This is a genomic window from Veillonella sp. AS16, from assembly GCF_000517785.1.
GTDB lineage: Bacteria > Bacillota > Negativicutes > Veillonellales > Veillonellaceae > Veillonella > Veillonella denticariosi.
Map to the genome: position 1 here is coordinate 777,917 of NZ_AZYX01000007.1, position 25,841 is coordinate 803,757.

Sequence of the window (25,841 nt, forward strand, 5' to 3'; positions counted from 1 at the left end):
AAATAGTCATTCAATCTAATACTGAAAAGGACCCGATCCATAAGAATCGGGTCCTTTTCATATTGCTTATTGCACACAGCATATGTTAGAGAGTTGGAATGTGTTGTGATTTGAAAGATTTAAAAAGTTAAGTACAAATAGATACAAAATATAAAATTTGATATTCAGTTATCATATGCTGTGACAATGCCGTCATAATCATTCCGACAGATTAACGCTCATGTCCTTTTAGTTTCATACCGCCTGTCATTATTCGCCTTAATCGCCATAATCAGAGGTCTTAACGAAAGAAATTCCTCATCGCTAAGTCGAAAGGTTCTGCCAATACGTTTAATAGGTTTACAAGGGCGCCCTGCCCCACGTCTTGCTCCACCCCAGGCCATATACATACCTCACTTTTCACTTGAAATAACTCCTCTCAAGGAACAGTATACTCTTATGTACATAACTATTCAATACTTATCCATCCTTGACAGACCATTAAATCGCATTAATCCATATATAAATTGCAAGCATTAGTAAAATGCATAGTTAATCAAAGCACATAATTATAAGATTTATATACTTTTACACTTGAATAACGACATCAATGTTGCCAAATATAGATATATTCAGATTATAGAATATAGTATTTACCTGTATTTAACTATTATAATAATATTTCTTATAATAAAAAAGTCAGAAAAAGTCAAAAATTTTATTTCAAGCTATTGACTTTTTGACTTTTTAAAGTTATTATAATGACATAAGGTTAACAGAACCTAATAATATACGCAAGAAATTAAGTGGACAAAAAGTCAAATAGTTAAGCTTGTAGTAAAAAAGTGAGGTAATATATATGAATAACAATTTTAATAACTTTGGCAGTGAATTCGGTAGCATGAATGATTTGTTTAATCAATTAATGGGAAATATGGGCGGTTATTCCACAGAAACTCGTCGATACAAGATCAACGGTCGTGAAGTAACACCTGAAGAATTTGCTTACTATCGTCAAACAGGTCACTTACCTACCGATGAAGAAATTCAAGCTGCACAACAAGGCAAGATAAAGCAAGATGGTATTCTTGCTAAACTCGGTACAAATTTAACAGAACAAGCCCGTAACGGAAAACTGGATCCTGTTATAGGACGTAATAAGGAAATTCAGGAAACAGCTGAAATCTTGGCCCGTCGCACAAAAAACAATCCGGTGTTGGTCGGCGATGCCGGTGTCGGTAAAACAGCCGTTGTCGAAGGGTTGGCTCAAGCTATCGTAAACGGCGATGTACCGGCAGCGATTAAAAATAAGGAAATCATCTCCATTGATATTTCCGGTTTGGAAGCAGGTACACAATACCGTGGTTCCTTCGAAGAAAACATTCAGAACCTTATCAAAGAAATAAAGGCTGCGGGCAATATCATCCTGTTCTTTGATGAAATCCACCAGATTCTAGGTGCCGGATCCACAGGTGACGGTCAAGGTTCCAAGGGGTTGGCAGATATCTTGAAACCTGCTCTATCTCGTGGTGAAATGACTGTAATCGGTGCGACTACACAGGATGAATATCGTAATACAATTATGAAAAACGCGGCTCTCGCTCGACGTTTTAATGAAGTAAAGGTAAACGCACCGTCCCCGGAAGATACTTTCAAAATCTTACAAGGCATTCGCCCATTGTATGAAGCACATCACAACATTGAATTACCGGACGCTGTATTGAAAGCGGCCGTAGATTATTCCGTGCAGTACATCCCTCAACGGAGTTTGCCTGATAAAGCTATCGACTTGATTGATGTAACAGCAGCTCACTTGGCCTCTCAACATCCCGTAACCGATATCAAAACATTGGAAGCGGATATTGCGGATGCTAAGGCAAAACAGGAGGAATACGCGCAGAAAGAAGATTACGAATCCGCTATCAATGAAAAGATGCGCATTCAGAAATTACAGGAAGAAATCGATAACCACACAGAAAACCAAAAGGTTGTGGCTAAGGTTAACGATGTAGCCGAAGCGGTAGAACGCATGACAGGTATTCCTGTATCCCAAATGGGTGCATCCGATATCGAACGATTGAAAGACATGAAGTCTCGCTTGGAAGCTCATGTAATCGGCCAGGATAAAGCTGTAGAAGCTGTATCTAAAGCAATCCGTCGTAACCGTGCGGGCTTTGACGAAGGCAAGCGTCCAATCGGCAGCTTCTTATTTGTGGGTCCTACCGGTGTCGGTAAAACGGAATTGGCAAAACAATTAGCCCTTGATATGTTCGGCAATAAAGACGCCATTATTCGTCTCGATATGTCCGAATATAGTGACCGCACTGCGGTATCCAAATTGATTGGTGCCACTGCCGGTTACATCGGTTATGACGATAACTCCAATACATTGACTGAACGTGTTCGTCGTAACCCATATTCCATTATCCTATTCGACGAAATCGAAAAAGCGGATCCTCAAGTTATCACATTACTTTTACAAGTATTGGATGACGGCCACCTAACAGACGGTCAAGGTAACACGGTCAACTTTAAAAACACCGTTATCATCGCCACATCTAATGCCGGCTTTGGTTATGGTGATACTAAGGATGATGAAAGCTCAGCTGAAATCATGGATCGTATCGCCCCATTCTTCCGTCCTGAATTCTTAAACCGTTTCAACGCGGTTATCGAATTCAATCATTTGAGCAAGGAAGACTTGAAGAAAATCGTTGATTTGATGCTTGCCCAGGTAAATGCTACATTGGCGAAGAAAAACATCACCCTTGATGTAACCGATGCAGCCAAAGAGCTCTTGATGGAACAAGGCTATGACAAAGCGATGGGCGCTCGTCCATTACGTCGCGTCATCGAATCCGAAATACGCGACAATGTGACTGACTTCTATTTGGATCACATCGATGCTAAACACTTACTTGCCGATGTTGTGGACGGACACATCGTTATCAGCGACAAGGAGGAGGCTAAGCCATCAGATGATACAAAGTCAGCTGATTCCAGCAAATAATCAGTTTATAGATAAAACATGTTTCAATTTAAATATGACAATACATGATATGAGGATATATGACAAAACGTATTGTAACTTTAACCCCATGAAAAACAATTACACACATAAACATCCCTATTAATAATGAAAGGGGCTGTAACAGGAATGCGGTTTTTCCGCAGCCTGTTACAGCCCCTTTTTATATTAACCGAATAACAGATGTCCTACTTCATAAGCAATAGCCGATACGATACCTGACAACGGAATCGTGACGAACCACGCCATAACCATGGATCGTGCAACGCCCCAGTTAACAGCTTTTACACGCTTAGCCGAACCGACCCCCAAAAGAGAGCCGCTCACAACATGAGTCGTGCTGACCGGTAAATGCAAGAACGTAGCTGTAAAAATCGTAATAGCGGAGTTTAAATCCGCCGCAAAACCGTTGATGGTTTCCAATTTGAAAATCTTTGTACCCATGGTGGAAATGATTTTCCAACCACCTGCCGCGGTGCCTAACGCCATCGCCGACGCACAGCATAATTTAACCCATAACGGTACATCGAGAGTATCGATATATCCGCCGCTGAGCAAAGTCAACGTGATAATCCCCATCGCTTTCTGAGCATCATTTGAGCCATGAGAAAACGCCATCATAACCGCCGATACAACTTGCATGGATCGGAATCGGTCATTTAAGACAATCGGTGAAAATCGTCCGAAGATAAGCAGCAACAGCTTCATGATGATAAAGCCACCTATCATCGCTACGATGGGCGATAAGATAAGGGAGAAAAATATCTTCAAGATACCGCCTTCATTTAAGGCATCAAAGCCGACAGACCATCCGACGGCACCGATAATACCGCCAATCAGGGCATGAGATGAGGAGCTTGGAATTGCCCACCACCAGGTGGCAAGATTCCAAACGATAGCGCCGATTAATGCGGCACTGATAATAGAGCTGTCAATCAGATCAGGCGATAATACGATATCTCCGCCGATAGTCTTCGCTACACCGGTACTGACCATGGCACCGAGGAAATTCAGCCCTGCTGTCATCATAATCGCCTTTTTAGGTGAAATTGCCCGCGTCGATACGGATGTCGCAATGGCATTTGCCGTATCATGAAAGCCGTTGATATAATCAAAAGCTAACGCCAACAACACGACCAGCCATACCAAGTAATGAGAATCAAGCATACTTCAATACTACCCGGCGGAATGTGCCTACCAAATCTTCGCAACCATCGATGACATCTTCCATAGCGCTAAGGATTTCCTTCCATTTGATAATCTCAATCGGATCATTGCATTCCGTAAAGAGTTTAGCCATTTCTTCATGATAGATATTATCTGCTTCAGACTCAAGCTTCAACACTTGATGTACGCGGCCTTCCACCTTTACATGATCCTTCTTAAGGCTACCCATGTATCCGATGGATTTATTGATATGCTTCACGCATTTCACGACAATTTCACTCATGCGTATCGCGCCGTCACTAGGATTTCCCACATGGTACATCAACATTTTATCCATGATTTCTTTGATATTATCCAAGGTCGTATCCAATTGATCGATCAACAATTGAATATCCTCGCGATCCATCGGGGTAATGAAAGTCTTGCGCAATCGCTCTACTGTTTCGCTCACTAATTCATCTGCAGCCTTTTCTTTTGTATCAATTTCAAGAAAGGCCTCCTCTTTTGAAATCTCCCCTTTAAAAACACGCTCCATCATTTCTGCACTTTCATAGGTTAAGGCAGCATGATGCTCTAGAATACTGAAAAACTTTTCTTCTTTTCCCTTTAATTTAAAAGCCATGAAGTTCCTCCTGAAACAGTATCGGTTTGCTTCTGTAATATAATTTCATTATAGCATACCCCAAAGAATTCCTAAACAAATTTAACAGTCTCAATGTTAATACTTCATATGCGCATATCGTATATAGTATATGAAAAAGCAACCGATCTATAACGAGATATGGATCGGTTGCTTTTATTACGGATACTACAATGTATCATTATATTAATTATTTGATTCCGCCGCCGCTTTTGCCGCATCAGCCGCCTTTTTCAAATTAGGCACCGATGTAGGGCATGTAGCCGGTGTGCATGCACCGTTAGGGCCCAGATCTTCAGCGCGGCTTACATATGTCGTATGTAACATATGATGGGCCTTATGACTCAACGGTTTACCGTCAAAGAACTCGGCATATAGTTTTTGAATATCCGGATTATCACAGGATGCTTTAACTTTTACTTCGTTATCGCGCGTATACAAAGAGGCGATACGCGCTTCACGAGCCTTGTCAGCCATCGGTAATTTAACGCGCGGTTGACCGCCGCCACCGATACAGCCGCCTCGACAGGCCATCACTTCGATGAAATCATAATGGATATTTTCCGCACGCATGCGTTCAATGAATTTACGCAAGTTACCTGTACCATGTACAGCAGCAACATGTAATGTCTTATCACCGATTGTAACGTCCGCTTCACGGGCACCATCCATACCGCGGATTGCTTCAAACGGAATCAATGTATTCGGTGCATCCTCGTTCGTTACCACCTTGTATGCCGTACGCATAGCCGCTTCCATAACACCGCCGGTGTTACCGAAGATGATACCGCCTCCGGACGCTTCCCCCATCAACGGATCGAATGCGGAATCTTCAAGTTCGTCGAAATTAACGTTCTCAGCGCGTAACCATTTAGCCAATTCACGTGTTGTAATACAGTAATCCGTATCGCGCATTTCCGGTACATCCCAGTATTCCGCGGAAGAGTTCATTTCATCGCGACGGATTTCAAATTTCTTCGCCGTACAAGGTGTTACTGCAACAGCGACGATTTTCTTTGCATCGAGACCCATTTTTTCCGCAAAATATGTTTTCTGCGTAGGAGCCTGCATAGCAATAGGACTCTTAGCCGTGGATAAATTCGGTAAGAATTCCGGATAAAATGTTTCCGCAAATTTAACCCAAGCAGGACAGCAGGATGTAAATTGAGGCAACTCACCCGCACCGTTTAGAACGCGTTCAACAAGTTCCGATGCTTCTTCCATAATAGTCATATCAGCGCCGAAGTTTGTATCCAGTACATAATCGCCGCCCAGCTTACGAAGGGCCGCTACCATTTTGCCTTCTACAAAGGTCCCCGCATCAAGACCGAACTCTTCACCCAAACCGACACGCACTGCCGGCGCAGTTTGGAAGATAACGATTTTATCAGGGTCAGCGATAGCCGCTTTCACCTCATCGATTTCAGAGCGTTCATTGATGGAATCGAACGGGCAAATAGATGCACATTGACCGCAATGAATACAAATCGGATGGTCTCCGTTCGTCGTTAAATCATAATAATCAAATACGCCCATGTCTACGGCACAGGCCTTGCGACACAAAGAACAGTTCTTACATTTAGATAAGTCTTGTACTAATGCAATATTTCCTTCTTCAATAGGTACGCGACGATCCAAGAATTGATACTTACTCATGAATTCCTCCTACTTAGGTAACGTTGTTATCGTTATATCATCAGTGAATTATATCACAAATTATAATTGTTCTTCAAGAACTATCCACCGCTCCGTTAAGGCATTTAAGCGTTCCTCCGCCTCACTACGCTCCGCCATCAGATCTTGCATTTTTTCATAGTCCGTTGCAAATTGTGCAATCATAACATCAATGCCCTTGATAAGGTGTTCTACCTTCGGCATTTCTTCAAGAATTCGATCGTATTCGGCTTTCTCTGATTTATTGAGACCCTTTTTTACAGATGTATCTGTGAAAGTATCCTGCACTTCACCGTTCCGAGTCGTTTCAACATCTGGGGAATTCAACTTGCCCCTATCCGCCTCATTTGCCATTATAAATGGCTCTGCATTTTCCCGATGTAATTTAGACTGTACAAATGTATCACTATGTTTTTTATCTGCTTTTTCTGTATTATCTACGGTATTACCTGCTGTATCAGCAACATAGAACGTCCGTTTCCCTGCAGTACTTTCATCAAGAGTATCCTTGTAATCCGAATACGAGCCATGCACGATATCGATATGACCATCACCGGTAAATACAAAGAGTTTATCCACCACACGGTCCAAAAAATACCGATCATGGCATACGGTGATGATGACGCCGCCGAAAGAATCGAGAAAATCCTCCAGCACCTCAAGGGTTGGAATATCAAGATCATTCGTCGGTTCATCGAGCAGTAACACATTCGGTGCACTCATGAGCAGTTTCAGCAAATAGAGACGACGACGCTCACCGCCGGACAATTTACGAATCGGCACACCGTGAAGCTCCGGCGTAAAGAGGAATCGCTCCAGAATCTGTCCCGCACTCAACGTGGATCCATCCCCCAATACCATGTAAGCATGATCTTCCCGAATATAGTCGAGAACGCGCATGTCCTCGTCAAACTCCGGCAATTCCTGTTTAAAGTGAGCGATACGAACCGTTTCCCCCTTACCGATGGTGCCGCCCGTCGGCTCATAGGCACCATCAAGGATATTCATAAATGTAGATTTTCCCACCCCGTTAGGGCCTACGATACCGATGCGATCATGACGAACCACATGATACGTAAAATCTGAAATAATCGGACGATTTCCGAAATTAAACGTTAAATGCTCAATATCAAAAATCGTCTTTCCCAACCGGGTCTTTAATGCAATCGGATCCATCTGGTCGGGACGACGAATCTTTTCCATATTCTTTAACGTTTCATATCTGTCTAACCGGGCCTTCTGCTTCGTACTACGTGCCTGTGCACCGCGGCGCACCCATTCGATTTCGCGCTTTAAAAATTGACGTCTCCTTTCTTCAGATGCCGCCTCACGTGCTTCACGATCAGCTTTCAAAGCAAGAAACTCCTCATAGTTTCCATCATATTGATACATGCGTCGATTTGACAATTCCAAAATACCATTGCATACGGAATCGAGGAAGTATCGGTCATGAGTACTGATCAGGAGTCCTCCCTGACGGTTGCTCAGATAGGATTCGAGCCATTCGATGCTGTCCTCATCCAAATGATTCGTCGGCTCATCTAACAGCAGTAAATCACAGGGATATAACAAAGCCTGCCCCAGTGCGAGGCGCCGCTTCTGTCCGCCGGACAACAGCTTCACCTGCTGCTCCACATCCATAAACCCGAGCTTGGATAAAATGATGCGAGCTTCCTGCTCCACCTGCCAGCCGTCTTGTTGATCCATCTGTTCCAATGCATTCATATACCGGCGAGATATCCGATCATCATCGCGGCTCTCCGCCTGCATAGCGTGATATTCTCGGCTGATTTGGCCAAAATTTCTGACCATTTGCAGTCTCGGATGATTTCCGTCTAGAATCGCGTCCAACAAGGTCGCATTTACATCGAAATCCGGCGTCTGCTCCAAATAATATATACTCGCCTTTCCGTTTCGTTCAATATGGCCCTTATCGGCCTCCATCTGGTCGGCTAATATTTTCAAAAACGTGGACTTACCTGTACCGTTAATCCCCACAAGGCCCAATCGTTTCTCCGTAGTAAAGGTGATGTTCACATCTTTAAATAGCAGCCGCGTGCCATATGATTTTTCTATATTCTGTAAACTGATGACATTCATATCCCGCTCCTGTTTTGTAACTATGGTACTTATTATACTACAAGATTATCATTGACAGTAACGATCCCCATCAGTAGAATAAACGTAACGTAATAAATATTCCTGAGGAGGTCCTTATGGTAACAGATACGGTATTAGATTTTTATGAAAGCATCAATTTTGAAATCATCGACATAGACGGATATGATACATTATTCACAGAGCTCCTAGAGGACGGTACCTACGCTACCGTATCCGATGATGACGGATACATGCCCGAGGATTTAGACACACCTGTCGTATTCAGTGTATACGATGATAACGACTCATTTCAATGGAGTGTCACCCTGGACAGCTCTCATCAGCTACAGGAACTTTTACAAAATGCGGACAGCACGGAAACATTTCTTGCCACATTAGAGAATATTCGCGAAGAACACATCGAGCAACACCAGTAAAACACAAACTGATTGAGTACGGTATAAACCAATAGCCCCTTGGTATCAGACTAAAGCCAGTCAATACCAAGGGGCTAATTATGTCTTAGCAACTATATAGATTCCTCTATAGCCGTTACCTGCACCGTATCATAATCATCTAAAATTTTAATCAAATCATTTACGATTTCCGCCGCTCCGTCCACCTGCCATTCGCGAGCACGTTGAGACATCTGCTGTAATCGTGGCGGGTTGATAAGGAGTGCCGCAACAACGTCCTCCAGATTGTGAATATCGCGGGCCCAGCGAGCGCAACCGCGCTGTTCAAGAAGCTCCGCATTGGCTTCCTCCTGTCCGGGAATCGCATTGAAGAATACCATCGGCAATCCGATCGTCACCGCCTCCATACAGGTCAATGCGCCCGGCTTCGTCACCAGTAAGGAGGATGTCTTCATCAATTCCGAAATATTCGACGTATAGCCGAATACGGTGGTCTTCGTTTTCATCGAGGTGCTGAGGGTCACCAATGATTCATAGAGCGATGTATTTTGACCGGCTACAACGGTGATTTCATCGATGCCGTTTACATCATCTAAATGCTTCAATGCCGTTTCCAATGAACCGAGGCCAAGACCTCCGCCCATAACAAGCACTTTCACAGGTTTTTCTAAGGAGTAGTCCTCAATGGCATCTCGAAAGAAGGAGCGACGCACGGGAATCCCCGACACATGTATGCGCGACTCATCTATACCGGACTGTACCATCTCGGAAACCATGCCTTCGGTGGCCACAAAGTATGTATCAACCTGCGGATAGAGCCAAAATTGATGGCTGCTGAAATCCGTCATAATCGCTACGAGAGGCATGTTGATATGTCCCTGTCGCTTCAAGATCGATGCGGCCCCACAGGGAAACGGGTGCGTAAAGACCATTACGTCAGGTTCTTCCTGTTGAATCAGCTTGAGCATACGACCTTTTAACAGATAGGACAAAGCGGTCTGCATAATGGACCCCTGCTTCTCCCCTTTAGAGACGCGATAAATGATATCATACAGCATCGGGAACACGTCAATCATCTTGATATATGTCCCCTTAATCAGATGCTCGACTGACATCGTCTCGGTATCCAAAAAATCCACATGACTGATTGTGGCCTGTGGTTCCTTATCCTTCCAATATTCTTCTATGGCTCTGGCAGCCTGCATATGCCCCGTTCCGATGGATGCGGACACAATGAGGACCTTCCGTGATAAATCGTTATTCATAATGCACCCTTTCTCTGTGCATTATACCATAAATAGACAAAAAAAAGAGACCTCGAAAGGTCTCTTTTGCTTTTACAGCAAATTATTTTTTGCGTTTTTTAGCTTTTGCAGCGTTAACTTGTTCTTTCAAACCTTTACCAGCTTTGAATGCAGGAGATTTGGAAGCTGCAATACGGATAGTTTTACCGTTTTGTGGGTTGCGGCCTTCACGAGCTGCGCGTTCACGAACTTCGAAAGTACCGAAGCCGATAACTTGTACTTTACCACCAGCAGCTAATTCTTCAGCAACTGTATCGAATACAGCTTTAACTGCTTTTTCAGCGTCTTTTTTTGTTAATTCAGTTTTTTGTGCAACACTTGCGATTAATTCTGTTTTGTTCATGACAGAACCTCCTTAAAAATACAATACCCGAGATGTTAAAATACCTCTAGGTTACTTTTCCTGCACCTTAGCCTCCTCCCAAAAAGCATCCAGCTCAGCTAATGAAAAGTCTTCCCATGAGCGATCGCTTTGGTTAACACAAGCCTCTACATGTGAAAAACGCTGTCGGAACTTAGTGTTTGTGCGATTCAGTGCATTTTCACCGCTTATTTTATACCATCTAAATAAATTAATCAAGGAAAAAAGCACATCGCCCGCCTCTTTTTCCATATTTTCGCTATCTTTTTCGCCTACGGCTTCCTTAAATTCAGCCATTTCCTCGTCTACTTTCGCCCAGACAGGATCGAGCTCATCCCAGTCAAAGCCTAGCTTTCCGGCCTTTTCCTGTAGTTTCTGGGCGGCCACTAAAGCGGGTAAACTTTTAGAAACGCCGTCTAATACAGATTTTTGTATATTTTTCTTTTCTTGTGCCTTTAATTCATCCCAACTGTATGATTTTTCATCATTTCCGGGGTTGAAAATATGCGGATGACGGCGAATCATCTTGGCGGTCACATCATCAATGACATCTTGCAGCGTAAAATGTCCGGCGTCTTCCGCCAGCTGACTGTGAAAAACGACCTGTAATAATACATCACCTAATTCTTCCCGCAAATTGGGCATATCCTTATTATCAATGGCATCCACTACCTCATAGGTCTCCTCGATGAAGTAGCGCCGCAATGACTCATGAGTCTGCTTTCTGTCCCAGGGACAACCATCGGGAGCGCGCAATGCTTTCACTACATCAACAAGCGGTTTAATCGATACCTTTTCTGTAGATTCATCATGAATCAAGCCGGACTGATCAATATTGTTGTTCATATAGTTTCGCCTCCTCTCTATTTCGGCGAGCCTGTAAGCGTTTACCGATGATCGGGAAATAATAGATATCGTCCTTCACGATCGCCTTGGTAAGCCATAAGGATAAACAGTAAATGAAAATAGCCACCAGTATAGCTACCGCCACGGCCCCGCCATTACCCAACAAATCCACCGTGCTTACATAAACCACCTGAGTCGCACCGCCCATAGCCATGGCGGATACGATGATTTTTAGAAGTTCCATTTTATTTAAAACAGCACCTACATATCGTTTTACAAAGGTATAGTTGATGAGGGCCGCAATAGCAAAGTTGAAATTTGTAGCCCATGCGGCGCCGTTAATACCGAGCTCGACGGTTCCCGTCAATTTATAATCCAGTACGGTTTTTGCTACAAGCCCGATAAAAATAGCAATCATCGGAATCATAGTTCTACCGAGCCCTTGCAGAATCCCCGCCGTCACCTGTTGCCATCCCAGAAATACGATACTCAGGCTGATGACCGCAATAACAGGACCTGCATTAGGCGTCGCATAAATAAGCTGCGATATAGGCGTCGCCAATACACAGAGGCCCACACAGGCCGGTATGGTGAACATATTCGCGATTTTGATGGCCGAACCGGAACGCTGTACGATGCGATGCACATCCTTTTGCGCATGCGCCTCGGAAACGGCCGGCACAAGGCTTGCCGCCAAAGATGTGGTCAGAATAATGGGCAATCCGATTAACGACGTAGCCATTCCGGTTAAATAACCGAATTGTGTGGTCGCTTCATGCAGATAGTATCCTATATCCATCAACCGTTTCGGAACGATAAAGGTATCGATAAGGGATACCATCGGCAACATGATATTAGCCATCGATACGGGAATCGCAAGACTGAACAAACGCTTTACGACAGTCGTCGTACTTTCAACAGAGACCTGCGAATGTTGATGCATCAACATTTGTTGACGCACGTGACGTTGGCGATAGTAAAAGTAAATCAGCACCAATAATCCAGCCAATACTCCGGGAAACGTAGCAAACGTAGCACCGCCTGCCGCAAGATGCAAGCCGCGATCTATAAAGTAATACGCCAGCCCCACCATGGAGGACACGCGAAATATCTGTTCAAAGACCTGGCTCGTACCGGTAGGGACCATGTACTGAAAGCCCTGAAAATAGCCTCTGAAGCAACTCAATATGGTCACCACCAAAATAGCCGGCGACAGAAGTTGAATGGCGGTCAACGCCCGAGCGTCGGTTATAATATGATAATCAACCAGCCACTGAGCGCTGCTATACAAGGCGAGACTAAATACGACCCCCAGCACGGTAAGCGTCCGCAAGGATACGGAAAAAACCTTCTGAACGCCGCGCATATCATCGTTGGCAAGCTTTTCGGCAATCATAATCGATATGGCCACGGGAATCCCCGAAGCGGATATGCTGACGATAATCTGATAAATCGGATAAGCCATCATATAAAGACCTATCCCCTCACCGCCCAGAATACGGGCGATCAGGACCTTGCTGAAAGCGCCGATAATCTTGACGATAATACCGGCCAAGGTTAAAATCATGGCACCTTTTAGAAATCGATTCATAGGCTCTCCTTTGTCGATGATTTCTGACTCAAGGCCTTCATCACCGCTTCTGTAATCGTTAAAATAGAACCCTTCATACCGTTGAGGCTCACATACAATGTGGTCGGTTTTGTATCCACGAATTTCATTTTCTTCCATAAATCTTCACGAACAGCGCCCATATCCCAATCGGCCATTTTCGAATCATCGTACCAATGAATAATGAGCTGTTCCGCGCGGCATACCATGCTCTTAATGCCCAATAATCGAGCCTGCTCCTTGATTTGAGCGATGCGCAACAAACGGTCCACCGGATCCGTCGGCGTACCAAAACGATCAATGAGTTCATCCGTCATATCATCCAGGTCTTGTTTAGACTTAATGCGCAATAATCGTTGATATACAGAGATTTTCCGAGCACTGTCCTTGATATAGGCATCGTCGATAAAGGCATCCACCTCTAAATCGATGGCGGGATCAACTGTAGTCTCCCGTTCCAACTTTTTATTTTGAGCCTTTGCAATGGCCTCTTCCAGCATCGTTACATACATGCCGAAGCCGACGGATGCGATGTTGCCGTGCTGTTGAGAGCCCAACAAATTACCGGCCCCACGGATTTCAAGATCGCGCATGGCCAGCTTAAAGCCTGCTCCGAGTTCCGTAAATTCCTCGATGGCTTTCAAGCGCTTCTCCGCCGCCTCAGACAACATCTTATCCGGACGATACATGAAATACGCATAAGCCCTGCGGCGCGAACGCCCTACACGACCACGCATCTGATATAGCTGAGATAACCCCAATCGGTCCGCATCATAAATAATAATCGTATTTGCATTCGGAATATCCAGTCCCGTTTCAATGATACTCGTCGATACGAGCACATCATAGTGACCTTCATAAAAATCGGTCATAATCTCTTCGATTTGACGCCCCGTCATCTGACCATGAGCAATAGCATACCGTAGACCCGGCAATGCATCAGCAAGAAGTTCACCCATATGTTCAATAGAAGCAACGCGATTATATACGAAGTACACCTGTCCCCCTCGGGCTAACTCCCGCTTGATCGCATCGGCGATGAGATTCATATCGTATTCAACCACATAGGTCTGAACCGGTAGACGCTCTTCCGGCGGCGTATTGATGACGGACATTTCCCTCACCCCTACAAGTGACATGTGTAATGTTCTAGGAATCGGAGTGGCACTCAAGGTGAGTACATCGATATTATGCGCCCATTCTTTCCATTTTTCCTTCTGTGCCACACCGAATCGCTGCTCCTCATCGACGACGAGCATGCCTAAATCTTTAAACCTTACCTTTTTATTGAGCAATGAATGCGTACCGATCAACACATCTATAGAGCCTTCCTCAACGCCCTTGAGAATCTGCTTTTTCTCTGCTGTACTGCGGAAGCGATTCAATACATCCACCTTAACACCGAACGAAGAGAATCGGTCCACAAAGGTCTGATAATGTTGTTGAGCCAATACGGTAGTGGGCACGAGCACGGCCACCTGTTTACCGCTCATAACGGCTTTAAAGATGGCTCGCATAGCCACCTCGGTTTTACCAAAGCCTACATCCCCCGCCAGCAGTCGGTCCATAGGCACCGGGCGTTCCATCGATTCCTTGATTTCCGCCGTCGCCTGCAATTGATCCGCCGTTTCTTCATAAGGAAAGGCATCTTCAAATTCTTGCTGCCACGGTTGGTCAGGGAGAAACGCAAATCCCTCGGTTATCTCCCTCTGAGCATATAATTCCACCAATTTCTCCGCCAAGTCATCGATGGACTTTTTCGCCTTCGTAACGACCTTATTCCAGTCACCGCCGCCCATCTTATGGATACGAGGCACATCACCTTCATTGCCGATGTACTTTTGCAACTGATCCAGGTGGTCGGCCGGCAAGAACAATTTATCCGTACCGGCATAGGCGATTTCAATATAATCACGATGAATGCCTTCAGTTTCAATCGTCTTAAGTCCGATGTACTTGCCGATACCGTGAACACTGTGAACTACATAATCACCGACAGTCAGATCCGTAAAATAATTGATTTCCTGCCCTTTCTTAGGCTTGTTTCGCAACTTGCGCTTCTGCTGTCCGTAAATATTGCCCCCTACAACGACCACAATGTGACTGTTCGGCAACTCAAAACCGTCTGTTAAAAGCCCCTGTAAAATAACGACAGTATCGGGCTTAGAAATCCATGTATCACTATGAATAAAAGGAATATTTTCCTGCTCTAGAGCCCGCTCAATGCCCTCTCTGCGCTGCTGATTATTAAGGACTAGCACCACTTGATGATGTCGGCGATGCCACTGCTCTATCTCATCCGTTAACAGCGGAATCTGCCGCTCAAAACTGGTCATCGTCTTGCCTTGAATACCGATTGAGGTAAACCCGCCAAGGCCGATGGAACGTTGCTGCATAAATGTGAAAGCAATCCGTGTCCGCGCATCTACGGTTCTCTGCAAGGAGCTCCAGTCACAGTGCATTTTCCGATGAGTCGGATCCTCCTTGAGGAACTTTTTCAATGCCTCTTGAATCCGTCCCGGCTCATCGTAAATAAGAGTCCCCTCTTTTACATAGGATAAAAGCGTACTTTCAGCATCATCATTACCTAAGAAGAAAGGCGTCACTGTATAGGACTCGATTTGCTCGACGGAGCGCTGACTTTCAACGGAGAAAAAACGCAATGTATCGATTTCATCACCGAAGAACTCAATACGAATAGGGTCATCACTATTTACGGGATAAATATCCAATATATCGCCGCGCACGGCAAAATGACCACGCTGTTCCACCTGGTCCACTCGTTCATATCCAATTGTCACTAACTGCTCGAGTACGGTATTGCGATCAATCACGTCACTCAAACCGAAGTGAAGGGATTGGCCTTTCAGATATTGAGGTGACACCACATATTGGGTGACCTCCTCCGCATTGGCCAGCACCACCACCGGTTCCTGCCATGCTAACAGACTCAAGGCACGCATCTGCGCCCCCTGGTCCTCCAGACTGCGTGCAACAGTGGTAAAATCAACATGATCCGTTACAGGAAATGATAGGACCGGAACATTCGGCCAGAAAAAGGCTAAATCCCGTTCCCACATCTCCTTATGTTCCTTATCATGAACCACTATGACGAACGGCTTTGCGGGCCCGTCTGTGAAAGCTCTGCTCAACAAGAAACTCTTTTGAGACCCGCTGAGCCCATATATAACTGATTTTCCTTTATTTTGAAATGCGTTTAGCCCATCCGCAAAGGATGGGTTCTGTGAAAGCAGTTCTGTAAATGTATTATCCATACTGCACCATATTGTATTAATTTAAATCTTTTGACTCATTAATTATAACATATCATAGATTTACCCATGTCCCAAGACGATTGAGACTCAAATTTTTGGCAAAAAAAATAGCACCTCCAAGGTGCAATAATAAAGTTGGTGCGGGAGAAGGGACTTGAACCCCCACGCCGTAAGGCGCCAGATCCTAAGTCTGGTGCGTCTGCCAATTCCGCCACTCCCGCGTACCGACTGAAATTATAATATCACGTATACACAGCACCGTCAATTACTTTTTTATAATTTTTCAAAATCGTTAATCACAAATCCATGCTATAAAAATATATGGTACTCATCGTGAAAATATACAATAGCAAAAACATATATTGTCAAAACTGTATCCGACTAAATATAATCTACCGGACCCATAGAAAAAGAGACTGTCCCGGAATCTGTAAACTACAAAATCCCGGGACAGCCTCTTTTTAGGATGATGATGAATAAATGCATGCCCTACATTTACCATAAAATATATTAACAGCCACAAACAAAAATGCCGTGGTGATAATACCGAAATTCATAAATCACCACGACTGAACGACAAAAGCAAAAGCTTTCGACTTTGATTAACAGACTAAAAAATCCTTTTTACGGGTACGCAAAAAGAAGATTCAAACTTCTCCTCCCTATCGCTCGTAGGTCAAATGGTGAATGTTGAATAGGCAGTTCTCCTGACTCGGCATCAACGCTCATCCGGCCTTCCCAGTTTCCCAGTGACTTAATCGGATTCGCTCAACCATACAGTGGCGGGACCGTGCCGGCCTTTAACCGGCTTCTCTATTATGCTTTTCAGCACCTATTCCCAAATATGTTCTTTTGTATGCTTTTATTCTAACAGTCCCCATTCATTAAGTCAATACGGCAGTAGCATATTTATTAATAAAAAAATGCTATGTAGGTCTGCCGTATTGTTATAACAGAAATGAACAGTTCAACCATCCAGAAAATATGCTTATCCCACGCGGTTTCTAAACAGCCAGCCCGCTATGGACATGGTTATAACAGTCAGGATAATCATAGGAATAAAATTGAACCATATATCAACGAATCCTGCCCCTTCCAAATAAACCCGCCGTATCGCTTCGGTAGAAAAGCGCATAGGATTTACATATGTAATATATTGCAATAATTTCGGCATATTATGAATCGGCGTAGCCAATCCGGATAATAACGCCAAGGGCAATAAAAAAACTAAAACATATACGAGGACCTGCTGCATATTTTTAGCAATGGCCGAAATAGATAATCCCAACCCGATGCTGCTGCATATAAATGTAAATAATACGGCATAGACGAGAAAAATATTTCCTCGGAACGGAACTTGAAACCAGAACATAGCCAGTAATAGCAATACACTACTTTGAAACAGCCCTATAAACATTGGAGGTATGGACTTTGCAATCAAAATCTGCAGGGAGGATACAGGCGTTACCAACAGCTGGTCAAAGGTTCCCTGCTCTCGTTCTCGCGCCACCGATAGGCCGCCCAGCATGATGACTTGTGTCATGCTGACCAAGACGACGAGACCGGCTAAAAAGGTCCATGAAGACTGCTGATTTTCATTATACCACGTACGAGATTCAATCGTGATACCCTTATGTCCAACACCTAACGAGGTCTGATTGAATTGAGAAATAATTTGTCCCATATACGAAGCGGCAACACCTGATGTCATAGAATTTGTTCCGTTTGCAATAACCGTAATTGATGAAGGCTGTTGATGTTTTAATTTTTCTTCAAAATCCTGAGGTATGATAACCGCCATAATCACCTCGTTAGAATCGATAAGCGGGGCGATTACATCGGGGGAGTCCGCAACTTTATACAAGCTAAAGATACCCGATGAATTGATGGTTGACTCCAGAGCAGCCGACGTTTGTGTATGACTTTCATCAACCAGTACATAGGGAACCTTGTTGAGGTTATATGTCGCGGCATAACCGAAGAGGAATCCTTGAATAATAACCGGTACCAGTAAGATTATACGAGTTTTCGGATCTTTGAAGGTGGCTATCAGCTCTTTCCATATGATAGCGACAATCTGATTCCAGTATAGGCGCCAATTCATCATTCCACCTTCTTCCTCGTAATATGAATCGTCAAAAATGTAAAACAAACAGCAAACCCAGATAAAACGGCGCTGTTCTTAATAATTAAATACCAGTTATTTCCACCCAGAAACAACGATTTCAACAGTTCCAAATAGTACGTAGGCGGTAACATTCGCGAAATATATTGAATCGCCACAGGCTGAGAATGAGGATCAAACAAAAAACCTGTCAACATCAAAGCCGGTAGAAAGCTCGTAAGTGATGCCATTTGACACGCTAAAAACTGCTTTTTCGTAAGTGCGGATATAAGCAGACCCATATTTAAAGAAACAATTAAATACAATGTGGACACGATGCAGATGATCCATAAGGAACCACGCATCGGCACGTCATAAAAAAAATACGATACACCGAGGCAAAACAGCAGCCCCAACATGGCCAATACATAATAAGGCACTACCTTAGCCAAAATAATTTCAATAGGCTTAACCGGTGTAACGAATAAAGCCTCGAAAGTCCCCCGTTCCCACTCTCTGGCCATGACGACAGCCGTAAGAAATACGGATACAATCGTCATGATAATCATTATGAGCCCGGGAATCAAAAACCATGTACTCGTATTTTCCTCATTAAACCACATGCGATAGTTCATCGTTATATATCCGCCACGCATCATAAACGGAATATTCTTAGCCGCCCACAAATTGATGGCTGAGGTAACATAACTTTGCACACTCATCGCTACCGAAGTGTCGACACCGTAGTAAATCCCCTGTACCTTTCCTTGTCCGCGCATAACTTGAGACGAAAAATCCTGTGGAATCACCAGTATGGCATCCACCTTTCGTTTTTCCATCAACAGTTCCGCCGTATTTCTATCGCGAACCGCTATGGGTTGAAAGTACTCAGACCCGTTTAATGAATCGTACACACTCTCGGACATTGCATCCTGACGTTCCATAACCACCGCTATCGGTACATGCTTAACATCCAACGTTACCCCTGAACCGATGAGGATAATAAGGAGTATGGGTAGTACGACCCCCAGCAAAATAGTGCTGGGGTCGCGCAATACCTGTAAGGTTTCCTTATGTACCAATGAGGAAAACCGTTTTATAAAGCCGTTCATGCGTTCCCCTCCTGTTCCCGCTTTTTCAATATGACGGAGATAAACGCTTCATCCATAGTACAGGTCTCATCTCCGGCAGTCCGTCTGACCTCATCCGGTGTGCCCAGTACAACGAGCTTACCCGCATCCTGAATCATAATACGGTCACAATATTCCGATTCATCCATAAAATGAGTCGTAATAATAATCGTTGTTCCCCGTTTTGATAAAGAGGTAATCTGTCGCCAGAAATTACGCCGCGTAAGAGGATCAATACCACTTGTGGGCTCATCCAAAAAGAGAATTTTAGGCTCATGCATTAACGCAGCCGCCATGGACAAGCGTTGTTTATAACCGCCCGGCAGATCACCGGCCATCATACCTCTCACGTCGTTCAGACGGAACTCCTTAATAACAGCTTCTATCCGATCAAGCTTCTTCTGTCCGTGAAGGCCGTACACACCGGCAAAAAATTTCAAGTTTTCCATAACGGACAGATTACCGTACAAAGAAAATTTTTGCGCTACATATCCGAAATTGCTTCGCGCCGCTGTACGGGATTTAACGACATCAACACCGGCCACATGCAAATCGCCGCTCGTTACAGGCAACAATCCACAAAGCATATGAAATGTCGTCGTCTTGCCGGCACCGTTTGGTCCGAGCAATCCGAATACTTCTCCGCGCCGCACCGTAAACGAGGTATTGGCAACCGCCGTAAAATCACCGAATTTTCTCACCAAATGAGATACGGAAATCTCTACATGCGGCTCGGCCATTTCATTTGGGGTCAATAAACGATTTCGTTCTTTTTCTATTGCACTTTCATCTATGTCCATATTTAAACGCCCTGAAAGCTCAGCCCCGTGCCCGGAGGTAAATTCATCCTCTTTTAACAGCATCATAAAGGTATCTTCCAAGCGGCTCTGAACAGGCTGTTCCTCCATACCGTACTCGCTAAGCCAAGGAATCGAAGGTACTTCTTTCGTTTTTATGTACCGCACGGCACCGGCCTCCGGAACGGCATCTATCACGCATTGTGTATCATCCATCAATGCGGCCTGCACATTTCTCATGCTCAATGGTTTAGGAATCTTTACCTGAAAGCATCGCCCCTCAGACATTTTAGTTAATTCATGCGGCGTCCCCGTTGCCAAAAATCGCCCCTTATTGAGGACGAAAACATCTTTACAACGCTCCGCCTCGTCCATATACGCTGTACTGACAAGTACGCTGATTCCATCTGTACGTACCAGCGACTCTAAAATCTCCCATAGCTCACGTCTTGAAAACGGGTCGACCCCTACGGTAGGCTCATCAAGCAGCAACAGCTCCGGAGATCGCACCAGTGTGCAGGCCAGGCTGAGCTTTTGCTTCATACCGCCCGATAATTTACCGGCGGGGCGCTTCGTAAATTTTGATAGCCCCGTCATATGCAGTAATTTTTCGAACCGTTCCGTTCTCACTCCCGGAGGGATGCCGTGTAAATCCGCATACAGATTCATGTTTTCACTGACCGATAATTCCTCATAAAGGCCGAATTTCTGAGGCATATAACTGAGTCTGTCTTGAACTTCCTGAGAATATGCTTTCACATCCATTCCGAGGACATCTAAAGAGCCCGACGTGGAGTCCAATAAACCGGCTATCAACCGGATAAGCGTTGTCTTCCCCGCACCATCCGGTCCCACTAATGCCGTTAAACAACCTTTCCGAATTTTAAAATCCAGATGGTCCAATGCTATTATAGGATCAGCTCCGACAATGGGAAAATCTTTATATAATTGTGACGCTTCGATTGCATATACATCATTCACCGCACACCTCTATATATCAATGGAAACAGTGGCAGGCATTCCTAAACGAAGGCGATTATCAGGGTCATCCACATAGACCCGCACTTCATACACAAGTGTAGTACGCACATCCTCCGTTTCTACCGATTTAGGTGTAAATTCCGCTACGGAAGAAATATATCCGATTGTGCCGTGAATCGGTTCATTCTTATCGGTATCCGTCGTCACATTCGCATCCATACCGTTATAAATTTTCCCTAAATCCCGTTCGTTCACATATACACGAACCCATTTCTTAGTATTCTCAGCCAACTTAAATACAGGTGTATTGGGGGAAGCCATATCACCGACCTGTAACAATCGGGCCGTTATAACCCCGTCTATAGGCGCCGTTAATACGGTTTGGTTCAACAAGAACTCCTGACGGGCCAGTTCACTTTTCATCGCATCCAATTGTGCCTGTGCCTGTGCTATATCTTCCTGTCTCGGTCCTGCAACGGCTAAATTATAAGCTTGCTGAGCCTCATTCAATTTAGCTTCCGCCACTTTCACCTTCGCCTGTATATCATCTACGGACTGTCGACTGACAGCCTTACCATTTGAAGCATTATAGGATTTTTGCAACTTATCGGACTCCTGCTTCGATTGAGCCAGCGAAGCCTCTGCAGATGTAACTCGTGCCGATGCCTGGGCGATTTCTTCAGGTCTGCTCCCCGCCTGCAGCTTAGACACTACCGCTTCCTGTGCTGCAATGGTATCCTTAGCCTGCTGTACAGCAAGACTCAATTCATCAGAATGTAAATAGCCCAGTATCTGCCCCTTGGTTACGACGGCCCCTTCATCCACTAACAGGCTGGAAATCCGATCGCTGCCCCGGAATGCAACATTCACTTCACGCAGATTCACATTGCCTTGCAGCACAATGTGATGTGCGGCCTTATACGCTTCATATTGATAATAAGCATAATAACCTGCGCCGCCCAGAATAATTAGAAGAGCAATCATTATACTTATACATTTTTTTCTATTATTCGCCATCCATCGTTTAACAGCATCAAGTTTCTCTTTCATAGTCATTCCCCTTCTCTGACACTATTTCTTAGCATGCGAATCCGCCTCTGCCGCCTGATCGATGTCCATAGCTTCCCAGCCACCGCCCAGAGACTTGAATAAACGGATGGTATCGGCAAATTCCTGTCCCCGACTCATGATATATTGCCGCCTTGCGGATAATACATTTCGTCTCGCATCAAGAACACTCAAATAATCGCTAAGACCGGAGTCGAAATTGGTTTGTGCCAGCGACTCCGCTTGTTTTGAAGATTCTACGGCAGATTTTAATTCCTCGGACTTAATATAATCCTGAGATGCATCCGTCACCGCATTTCGAACCTCCCCGACAGCTTTCAAAACAGTTTCTTCATAATCAGCTAAATATTCCTGTTCCTTTTCCGTTTGTACTTTTATATTTTTCCGGATAGCTCCGGCATGGAAAATAGGCATCGTTATTGACGGTCCTATTCCGATCATTTTCCCGATGACTGAAACGAGTCCACCCGATGCAAACGACTCCAATCCTATACTGCCATTCAGTGAAAATCTAGGCTTAAGATCAGCCTTTGCGGACTTCGTTTTCTGCTGTTGTGCCGCAATACGTCGTTCAGCCGCCTGTATATCCGGCCGTTGCCGCAAAGCTTCCGCCGGTATGCCGATAAACATATGCGGATCCACCGTCGGTAACGAAGCATTATCCATCAATAACCCATCGACTTCGCCCGGAACCGTTCCTGTCAATATAGAGATGGCCGACATTGTGGATGCTATATTTTTCTTTAATGAAGGAATCTCCGCCTGAGTCTGAGACAATGCATATGTAGCCTGTTGTACCGGTAATTCATTTATAACGCCTGACTGATAATTTACCTTGAGCAGTTCCAACGCTTCCTGTTGGCGCTTCACATCATCTTCCGTAATGCGTAGTTGCTCCTGCAAGGTTCTTAACGACATATACTGTAATGCGGTTTCCGCACTCAATGATACCCATGTGGAATATAAATCCGCCTGTGAAGCCTGCAACGAATTCGATGCAGCACGTGAATTGGCTTTTTGTCTTCCGAATATATCAATTTCCCATCGGGCATCCACGCCCAGTTTGCCGGTTTCTACAGTTCTCGTCGTCTTATCCGGTAAAGGTAAACTCTTTATTTCTTCTCGGTCCGAATCCCATTCGCCCTGCCCCCTGTTAGCAGACCATGAACCGGAAGCATCCAGCCAAGGTAATCGTTGCGCTTCAGCAATTCCCAACTGCAACCGTCCCTGTCTAACTCGAGAGCGCGCCACTTCTAATTGCCGGTTATTTTTAAGAGTTAAATCAATTAACTGATCCAATACGGGATCGTTAAAAACCTTCCACCAATGAGCTAATTCATCTTCACTGACCGCTTTTCCTTCCACAACCTCATACGGTGTCGGATGTTTTCCCGCTTCTTCCACCCAAGAATGCTCATTCAATTCTTTGGTTGCTTTTTGTTTTTCTGAAAGCTTCGCTTCATCAGCAGATGACTTCTTTTTCTTTTTATCTTTTTCGGCCTTGTAATACGATGCAATAACAGGACTGCCTTGATTAGTCGTATTAACAGTGGTCTCATTTCCATGCTGTACTTTCGTTATATCCCGATTAGTTCGACTCACATCGTCATTCGATTGACTGAAACTGATGCCTCCGCCAGCGCTCCAAGCCCCCAGCGCTAAACATATATAAACAATTAAAAGTTGTTTTCTATTCGTCTTCATAGCAAACCTCTTTTCATTTCCATATATACGTATCATTATATATTCATCATATAATATAAAACCGTTATTTATCAATAATATGAAGTATCATTACAATCTAGCTTGAGTTTTATCCGGCTTTCACATAAAATTAAAAATGTATTAATATAATTCAAGTGGAGGCCCATCATGTATATCGGTGAAATCATCAAAACCTATCGCGAACAACATAATATGACGGTTGAGGAGTTCGCAACCAGATCAAATCTAAGTCAAACAGAAATCAATCAATTAGAAGAACTATTTCAAGCCGATGGAAGGACACCCCATCCTGTTGCGATGCGACAAATCAAAAGTATAGCAGAAGCCATCGACCAGCCAATTTCCATCATTATGAATCAGATTTCTTCGGATCAAGAAATCGTCGTTAACGTAGTGGCTGAATCGGATCAACCTCACGCAAAATAGTATGATACTTACACCATCAGGTAACAAAAGCTCATCATCGCTAATAAACATCTTCTGTATAATAATTAATGTAAACAAACTTAGATAATATATAGTAACAATACTACATTGTAAAAATAGTACTACGTTATATTAATAAATAACTAGATACGATACAGTAATAGAAAATATGCCATAACAACGATAAAAGAGACTGTCCTCGAAATGCGATTCTACTGCATTTTGAGGACAGTCTCTTAATTGTGTTTAAAAATTGGGGGTTATAGGACAAAAAGAAAAACCCGCACAACCGTGCGGGTTAATTTGGTGACCCAGAAGGGATTCGAACCCCTGGCCTTTTGATTCGTAGTCAAACGCTCTATCCAGCTGAGCTACTGAGTCATAAATTGAGTACTCACTCATATTAACATAATGTCTGCTTTAAAGCAAGCATTTATTTAACATTTAGAGTACTTCACAGCCAAAAGGCTGAAAATAAATTTGGCAGGGGCAGTAGGACTTGAACCCACAACCAACGGTTTTGGAGACCGCTACTCTACCAATTGAGCTATACCCCTATCTCCACCAAGCGATGCTTGATACTTGATTATCATAACAAAAAACAGGGACACTGTCAAGAAATACGCGCATTCTAAATAGCAGAATCACCGTGTCCCGGAAGGAAAAGAGCCCTAAAAAGGGCTCTTATGTCTACCTAACTTTTACCTTTATATATACGGGAGATGGTATATATAATTAGAGAGTTTTGTATATGTATTGTTTTGTTTATACACAGGGAGAGTATTGTTGTGTATTAAGTGTTGTTTTATGTGTTGTATTGTTTTGTGTTGTTTGTATTATTTGTAAAAGGGACAGGTAAAAGTTATTAGCAGTAGACCTCCATTCCTTAGTTGACCTCAATCAACTATTGCTAGTATATATACACTTCGTGAAAAGATAGTGAAAGTTCCATATTTTACAAAAAATATACGGGTATTTTTTGGGACATAAGATAAATGCAAAGAATCCGAAAAATATAGTATATTACTAAATATTAAATTATTTGTATATCATTCAAAAGCATAATTCATATATATGAATTATCAAATGAAGTACCAAAACTTGTACATACTGTAGGCCTAACTGTTTAGAATTACCTATATCGACTTACCAATATGATCAGCGAATCCATAGCGACGAACACCCTTAGCTATACCGGGTGTTCGTCGCTA

At 43.9% G+C, this 25,841-nt stretch carries 17 protein-coding genes, 3 tRNA genes and 1 riboswitch; of the genes, 3 read left to right on the forward strand and 17 right to left on the reverse strand.

The genetic code is table 11. The features are described from left to right. The first annotated feature begins 838 nt into the window (after positions 1 to 838). Positions 839 to 2,989 (forward strand): ATP-dependent Clp protease ATP-binding subunit, encoded by a 2,151-nt coding sequence (locus HMPREF1521_RS03780; RefSeq protein ID WP_038115953.1) that lies wholly within the window; start codon positions 839 to 841, stop codon positions 2,987 to 2,989. 186 nt (positions 2,990 to 3,175) lie between these two features. Here the strand turns inward: HMPREF1521_RS03780 and HMPREF1521_RS03785 are convergent, their stop codons facing one another. From HMPREF1521_RS03785 to HMPREF1521_RS03800, 4 genes are all read right to left on the reverse strand, one after another. After that, the gene (locus HMPREF1521_RS03785; RefSeq protein WP_038115955.1) at positions 3,176 to 4,174 is read right to left on the reverse strand and encodes an inorganic phosphate transporter; all 999 of its coding nucleotides are present in this window, start codon (positions 4,172 to 4,174) and stop codon (positions 3,176 to 3,178) included. Continuing rightward, positions 4,167 to 4,796, reverse strand: a complete 630-nt coding sequence (locus tag HMPREF1521_RS03790; RefSeq protein ID WP_038115958.1) for a DUF47 domain-containing protein — start codon at positions 4,794 to 4,796, stop codon at positions 4,167 to 4,169. Before HMPREF1521_RS03790 ends, HMPREF1521_RS03785 begins: the two co-directional genes overlap by 8 nt. Before the next feature lie 204 nt (positions 4,797 to 5,000). Continuing rightward, a complete protein-coding gene (locus HMPREF1521_RS03795) occupies positions 5,001 to 6,470 on the reverse strand; it encodes a [FeFe] hydrogenase, group A (protein WP_038115961.1) in 1,470 nt (489 codons plus the stop codon). Positions 6,471 to 6,530: 60 nt separating this feature from the next. Beyond that, entirely contained in the window at positions 6,531 to 8,588 is a 2,058-nt protein-coding gene (locus HMPREF1521_RS03800) for an ABC-F family ATP-binding cassette domain-containing protein (RefSeq protein ID WP_038115965.1), read from the reverse strand. 116 nt (positions 8,589 to 8,704) lie between these two features. On the opposite strand from HMPREF1521_RS03800, the gene HMPREF1521_RS03805 reads away from it, so the two are divergent. Continuing rightward, positions 8,705 to 9,025: a hypothetical protein gene (locus tag HMPREF1521_RS03805; RefSeq protein WP_038115968.1), complete on the forward strand. Its 321-nt coding sequence runs from the start codon at positions 8,705 to 8,707 to the stop codon at positions 9,023 to 9,025. 92 nt (positions 9,026 to 9,117) lie between these two features. Here the strand turns inward: HMPREF1521_RS03805 and HMPREF1521_RS03810 are convergent, their stop codons facing one another. The 11 genes from HMPREF1521_RS03810 to HMPREF1521_RS03860 form a co-directional block, all read right to left on the reverse strand. Further along, positions 9,118 to 10,269 carry a glycosyltransferase gene (locus tag HMPREF1521_RS03810; RefSeq protein WP_038115970.1) on the reverse strand — a complete coding sequence of 384 codons (1,152 nt, stop codon included), beginning with the start codon at positions 10,267 to 10,269 and terminating at the stop codon, positions 9,118 to 9,120. Between the two features lie 82 nt (positions 10,270 to 10,351). Further along, positions 10,352 to 10,651, reverse strand: a complete 300-nt coding sequence (locus tag HMPREF1521_RS03815; RefSeq protein WP_038115973.1) for an HU family DNA-binding protein — start codon at positions 10,649 to 10,651, stop codon at positions 10,352 to 10,354. 51 nt (positions 10,652 to 10,702) lie between these two features. Further along, positions 10,703 to 11,515: a nucleoside triphosphate pyrophosphohydrolase gene (gene mazG / locus HMPREF1521_RS03820; protein WP_051435737.1), complete on the reverse strand. Its 813-nt coding sequence runs from the start codon at positions 11,513 to 11,515 to the stop codon at positions 10,703 to 10,705. Then, positions 11,499 to 13,106 carry a polysaccharide biosynthesis protein gene (locus HMPREF1521_RS03825; RefSeq protein ID WP_038115974.1) on the reverse strand — a complete coding sequence of 536 codons (1,608 nt, stop codon included), beginning with the start codon at positions 13,104 to 13,106 and terminating at the stop codon, positions 11,499 to 11,501. The genes mazG and HMPREF1521_RS03825 overlap by 17 nt, the downstream gene beginning before the upstream one ends. Continuing rightward, positions 13,103 to 16,399, reverse strand: coding sequence for a transcription-repair coupling factor (gene mfd / locus HMPREF1521_RS03830; protein ID WP_038115975.1), 3,297 nt, complete (start codon positions 16,397 to 16,399; stop codon positions 13,103 to 13,105). The genes HMPREF1521_RS03825 and mfd overlap by 4 nt, the downstream gene beginning before the upstream one ends. 136 nt (positions 16,400 to 16,535) lie before the next feature. Then, positions 16,536 to 16,620 (reverse strand) — tRNA-Leu (locus HMPREF1521_RS03835). Positions 16,621 to 17,078: 458 nt separating this feature from the next. Continuing rightward, positions 17,079 to 17,250, reverse strand: a riboswitch (cobalamin riboswitch). 137 nt (positions 17,251 to 17,387) lie between these two features. Next, positions 17,388 to 18,506: an ABC transporter permease gene (locus HMPREF1521_RS03840; protein WP_232203177.1), complete on the reverse strand. Its 1,119-nt coding sequence runs from the start codon at positions 18,504 to 18,506 to the stop codon at positions 17,388 to 17,390. Further along, a complete protein-coding gene (locus HMPREF1521_RS03845) occupies positions 18,503 to 19,615 on the reverse strand; it encodes an ABC transporter permease (RefSeq protein ID WP_038115978.1) in 1,113 nt (370 codons plus the stop codon). The genes HMPREF1521_RS03840 and HMPREF1521_RS03845 overlap by 4 nt, the downstream gene beginning before the upstream one ends. After that, the gene (locus tag HMPREF1521_RS03850) at positions 19,612 to 21,411 is read right to left on the reverse strand and encodes an ATP-binding cassette domain-containing protein (RefSeq protein WP_038115983.1); all 1,800 of its coding nucleotides are present in this window, start codon (positions 21,409 to 21,411) and stop codon (positions 19,612 to 19,614) included. The genes HMPREF1521_RS03845 and HMPREF1521_RS03850 overlap by 4 nt, the downstream gene beginning before the upstream one ends. Before the next feature lie 9 nt (positions 21,412 to 21,420). Continuing rightward, positions 21,421 to 22,461 (reverse strand): efflux RND transporter periplasmic adaptor subunit, encoded by a 1,041-nt coding sequence (locus HMPREF1521_RS03855; protein ID WP_038115986.1) that lies wholly within the window; start codon positions 22,459 to 22,461, stop codon positions 21,421 to 21,423. A 21-nt stretch (positions 22,462 to 22,482) separates the two neighbouring features. Further along, positions 22,483 to 24,183 (reverse strand): efflux transporter outer membrane subunit, encoded by a 1,701-nt coding sequence (locus HMPREF1521_RS03860; RefSeq protein WP_038115988.1) that lies wholly within the window; start codon positions 24,181 to 24,183, stop codon positions 22,483 to 22,485. Between the two features lie 168 nt (positions 24,184 to 24,351). Between HMPREF1521_RS03860 and HMPREF1521_RS03865 the strand changes: the two genes are divergently transcribed. Continuing rightward, complete coding sequence (locus HMPREF1521_RS03865; RefSeq protein WP_038115989.1) at positions 24,352 to 24,630, forward strand: helix-turn-helix domain-containing protein; 279 nt, start codon at positions 24,352 to 24,354, stop codon at positions 24,628 to 24,630. A gap of 304 nt (positions 24,631 to 24,934) precedes the next feature. Here the strand turns inward: HMPREF1521_RS03865 and HMPREF1521_RS03870 are convergent. After that, positions 24,935 to 25,011: transfer RNA gene (locus HMPREF1521_RS03870), tRNA-Arg, on the reverse strand. Between the two features lie 100 nt (positions 25,012 to 25,111). Further along, positions 25,112 to 25,187, reverse strand: a tRNA-Trp gene (locus HMPREF1521_RS03875). Positions 25,188 to 25,841: the final 654 nt, after the last annotated feature.